General features: G+C 44.1%; 6 protein-coding genes. All 6 read left to right on the top strand.

Annotated features, from left to right (window positions below):
- Nucleotides 1-417: 417 nt before the first annotated feature.
- The 6 genes from GEI7105_RS0124145 (at nucleotide 418) to GEI7105_RS0124120 (ending at nucleotide 3941) form a co-directional block, all read left to right on the top strand.
- Nucleotides 418-1137, top strand: coding sequence for a hypothetical protein (locus tag GEI7105_RS0124145; RefSeq protein WP_144054030.1), 720 nt, complete (start codon nucleotides 418-420; stop codon nucleotides 1135-1137).
- Complete coding sequence (locus GEI7105_RS0124140) at nucleotides 1130-1636, top strand: deaminase domain-containing protein (RefSeq protein WP_017662970.1); 507 nt, start codon at nucleotides 1130-1132, stop codon at nucleotides 1634-1636. Before GEI7105_RS0124145 ends, GEI7105_RS0124140 begins: the two co-directional genes overlap by 8 nt.
- A gap of 11 nt (nucleotides 1637-1647) precedes the next feature.
- Nucleotides 1648-2181 (top strand): SMI1/KNR4 family protein, encoded by a 534-nt coding sequence (locus GEI7105_RS0124135; RefSeq protein ID WP_017662969.1) that lies wholly within the window; start codon nucleotides 1648-1650, stop codon nucleotides 2179-2181.
- Nucleotides 2182-2261: 80 nt separating this feature from the next.
- Nucleotides 2262-2519, top strand: coding sequence for a hypothetical protein (locus GEI7105_RS0124130; protein ID WP_017662968.1), 258 nt, complete (start codon nucleotides 2262-2264; stop codon nucleotides 2517-2519).
- A 184-nt stretch (nucleotides 2520-2703) separates the two neighbouring features.
- Nucleotides 2704-3450 (top strand): hypothetical protein, encoded by a 747-nt coding sequence (locus GEI7105_RS0124125; protein ID WP_144054028.1) that lies wholly within the window; start codon nucleotides 2704-2706, stop codon nucleotides 3448-3450.
- A 161-nt stretch (nucleotides 3451-3611) separates the two neighbouring features.
- Nucleotides 3612-3941: a hypothetical protein gene (locus GEI7105_RS0124120; protein ID WP_017662966.1), complete on the top strand. Its 330-nt coding sequence runs from the start codon at nucleotides 3612-3614 to the stop codon at nucleotides 3939-3941.
- The last annotated feature ends 103 nt before the right edge of the window (nucleotides 3942-4044 follow it).

Genomic DNA, 4044 nt, shown 5'->3' with positions numbered 1-4044 from the left:
ATTCAACACCGGACGATATTCTGAAGTTTCAAGACGATCGCAACTCGATGTCTTAAAGGTGAATTTCGAGCGACTGAACAAGAATTTCCCAACAGTCGAGCGAAGGATTAGACAAATTAAATAAATCCATCAATCTCAAAGATTCTTGACTCGAAGGGAACACTCGCCTGGGTCGTCAAGGACTCGAACCTATGGCTTGGGGAAGTCAGCAGGGAGACGGTGGCGCCGCCTCGAGGGGCCATGCCGACACCTGGTTCTCGTGTCCCTGACGTAGAGGCTCCGATGGCTTCACCTCGTTCTCAGGTGGAGGCACACCGTCGGGGTTCTGTTGAGCCGGAGTCTCCTGCGCCTAGGAATGCGGAGCTTCATCCAAATGAGACAGGGTTGAGAACTCCCGACAATTCCGCCGCTCGACGCTTGGCCGAAGATCCCGAGCGCATGGAGGTTTTAGCCGAGACCGCACCCAAGCAGCAGTTGAATACGTTATCTTCTCGGGAATTGAAGACCGAGCTCGATGCGGTCGATAAGTTACCCCGTCAGCGGATTAACGAGCCGCCGTTTGTGGAGGAGGTGGAGTTACCTAACGGTCACGAGTGGAAACGGAAACCTGATGAGACTTGGTGTCGTTTTTCTAACAATGGTGATTGTCTACCTGGTCGTGATGGCTCTAACCCACAGGGTCAGAGACCTCGCGATCCGAGCGAGACTCCACAGGGTCAAAGATCTCGCGATCCTAACGAGACTCCAGAGAGTCCGGCACTTGACGATCTGCTCCAAGAAGTTCCTGAAGAGAGCAGGGGCCTGTACCAAAATCTCGTTGCCACAGATCCGAATAAAGGAAATCGTGTACTCAACCGATTTGGTTCCTGTGAAGATTTTGAAAGTTTTCAACGGGTTTTTAATGCTCTCGACCACAACGATCTCGATCGTCTCGACATCGTCTTTAACGATGAGTATATAAATTTTCTTAGCGGAAGAATGCAGAAGAGATATAATCTGCTAGTTCGACATTTTACAACTGGAGAACTGGCAGCTCTGAGGGGGGGGATCTATCAAAGAGCGTTTAGAAGTTTTAGAACAAGTTCACAATCTGAGGACAGGAATGAGACAAGCCTTGAGCAACTCAGGAATGAATAAAAATCAGCAAAAGCGCATAAGCCTAAAAAGCCGAAATATTGCTTATGGATCTTTTGATATAAGTTTTACAGGTCGAGAAGGTAATGTTACTACTATTACTGATGAATTTGTTTCGGTGAGTGGTTATCAAAACTCTAAACTGATGATTGATAATAATGTTAGTGAGTCCATTGAAGGGCGAACTATCATACCAGATGTCCCAGAGGAAAATCATCGTAGAGTTCAGCATACTATTGATAGCCAGAGTGACGACAGCGAAAGAAAATTGATTGAAGAGATTTTAAGGCAAATGGAAGAAAAGTCTGGAATTCGATTGAATTATGAGGGAAACTATCAGGGGCTAGGCTTCTCTGGGACAGTTGAACTCTATTCAGAGCAGAGTCCTTGTGATTCCTGCGAAGATATCATAGAGAACCAATTTAAAAATATGTTTGGAGGTGATCTTGATATTAATGTCAAGCATGGAGTAGAATATGATCTACCTGAAGACATGAATTAAATAAAAATCACATGAAACTTGAATATATACAAAAAGCAATTTCTGCTTTTGAAAATTGCATTGAAGGAGACAATGTTCAAATAGTTCCCTGCACTTTAGAAGAAGTGACAGAGCTAGAAAAACTTTTGTTTCCACCTTATAAACTTCCTGCCGCCTACAAAGAGTTTCTATTATATGGTGGTAGAAAAATGGCAGGTCTTTTCAGTATGAAAGATTTTTCATATTCTTATGCAAAATCCATGCTAGAGGAGCATTATGAAGAGGTTATCGATGTACTTCAAGCTTGGGAAGAAGAAGAAGGAAAAGACTATATCGATCCTGAAATTTTTGTGTTAGAAGAGTATTTAGCATCGAATATAACTTATTTTAAACTCACAGAAGGAGAGAATCCTCCAGTCTATTTTTGGAAAGAAGGGGGAAGAGGATTAGGAGACTCAAAAGTTAAATATAAGACTTTTTCTGATTTTCTTGAGAAAATGATTGAAATTTATTCAGACTCTCCCCATAAAAAATATATTAAAAAAATGAAAGGAAGGAAGGACTGAATTGAAAGAATTGAGGGGCACAAGCAAGAGAAAAATTGATAAATTTTAGTAATTTGTATAGTAAAATTTGAAATTTTATTATGGACGATCGAGAAATTCAGACTTCAGACAGCCCCTTAAACCCCAACTCAAAAAGCCTCAAAGAAGACTATCGAGAAGCGTTACTCAAATCCGGTATTCAAGACGCCCAATTACTCAACGAATTGATTGAGTTAAAACTCATGCCCGATCCCCGTGCGAAGGAAATGGCTGAAGTGGCGTTAGAGTTAATAAAAACCATCAATTCAACACCGGACGATATTCTGAAGTTTCAAGACGATCGCAACTCGATGTCTTAAAGGTGAATTTCGATCGACTGAACAAGAATTTCCCAACAGTCGAGCGAAGGATTAGACAAATTAAATAAATCCATCAATCTCAAAGATTCTTGACTCGAAGGGAACACTCGCCTGGGTCGTCAAGGACTCGAACCTATGGCTTGGGGAAGTCAGCAGGGAGACGGTGGCGCCGCCTCGAGGGGCCATGCCGACACCTGGTTCTCGTGTCCCTGACGTAGAGGCTCCGACGGCTTCACCTCGTTCTCAGGTGGAGGCACACCGTCGGGGTTCTGTTGAGCCGGAGTCTCCTGCGCCTAGGAATGCGGATGGAACAGCAGATATCAGTAATGGTAAGCCAGAATCTGCATCAGCTCGTGAGGCGAGTGTACGTGAGAGCGGCCATCGGGAAAGCAATCTGCTCAGCGAACAGGAAATTCACAATGAGTTAGAACATATTAGAAATAACTCCAATATTCTTGAGGGAACACCTCCCAATCGCACAGCCAAGATTGGCGAGCATGAATGGATCGAGCAGCCAGGAGGGGGTTGGTGTCGCCATTCTAATGCCGAAATTTGTGTTATTGAGAATCGTGTTACTGAGAATTTCGATCGAACGCGCCAGAAGATGTATGTCGGTGGGAACTCTTCACCGGTGCGCCAGGTTGGTGAAACAGATGAAGCGTATCGAGATCGTTTACAACGGTTATGGGAGGAGCTGGAGAACCGTGATGTCAAGACAGATCTAGAAGTCGAGGAAACCCTCGAACAAATTGCTAACATTGACAACCGCCTAAACCGACTTGGATGGACTCGAAAGATGAGTGAAGTGAGCTTAGCGCAAAAGCTAAAAACAGAGAACTGGACAGATCTATCTACTTTGGCTAAGGGGGAAGAAATTTCACCTCCTAATATTAAAGCAGTCGATCCAACTGGGTGCATCTCAAAAATGTAAATTCATCGAATTGGGCGCACTCAATTTCCAGATCCCCGGCATCTCCAAGATGCCGGGGATCTTATACCGGAAGTGCTAATCGGGAATTTTGCCACCCCAAACTGATGTTTTTGCAAAAGTGAGATGCACCCGATCCAACTCAACCGTTAAATCCGACGAATATGAGTATAGAAGACCTTCATGCTATGCAGAGATTCTTGGAAGACTTAAAAAAATCAAATCGGAGTGACATTAGAGGGCGCAGAGATTGGATTAATCGCGAGCTGTCTTATCGAGAAACACAGCAGGAAATTAGAGATTCTCAACGGAATTATGAAGCTCTTGTTCGAGGAAATCCATCTATTGATGAAGCCGATCGTTCGTTGATTGTTGATGCGATCGCCAATCAGCGAGAAGTTCTCTGGGTAGAATCACGCGAACAGGCAGAACGCATTTTTCAGACGCTTGATGAAATGGTTAATGACGGCAGTGTCATTACTAGCGGTACTTAAACAAATTTCAAGCCCAAACCAAGCCAAAACGCGCTTTGTGAGCGGCAAACAGGTCTCGATTCTCGTTCAGCCATGCCACAAAACGAAAAGACATGGCTGTCCG

It is taken from the genome of Baaleninema simplex PCC 7105, from assembly GCF_000332355.1.
In the GTDB taxonomy this organism is placed as follows: Bacteria; Cyanobacteriota; Cyanobacteriia; order Cyanobacteriales; family Geitlerinemataceae; genus Baaleninema; species Baaleninema simplex.
The sequence above is the reverse complement of the archived record's forward strand: the minus strand, read 5'-3'. Positions and strand labels throughout refer to the sequence as shown.

What these genes read in the sequence shown, in the direction of transcription:
- GEI7105_RS0124140 (WP_017662970.1), top strand. Translation starts at nt 1,130, where the DNA reads ATGAATAAAAATCAGCAAAAGCGCATAAGCCTAAAAAGCCGAAATATT.
- GEI7105_RS0124135 (WP_017662969.1), top strand. Translation starts at nt 1,648, where the DNA reads ATGAAACTTGAATATATACAAAAAGCAATTTCTGCTTTTGAAAATTGC.
- GEI7105_RS0124130 (WP_017662968.1), top strand. Translation starts at nt 2,262, where the DNA reads ATGGACGATCGAGAAATTCAGACTTCAGACAGCCCCTTAAACCCCAAC.
- GEI7105_RS0124125 (WP_144054028.1), top strand. Translation starts at nt 2,704, where the DNA reads ATGCCGACACCTGGTTCTCGTGTCCCTGACGTAGAGGCTCCGACGGCT.
- GEI7105_RS0124120 (WP_017662966.1), top strand. Translation starts at nt 3,612, where the DNA reads ATGAGTATAGAAGACCTTCATGCTATGCAGAGATTCTTGGAAGACTTA.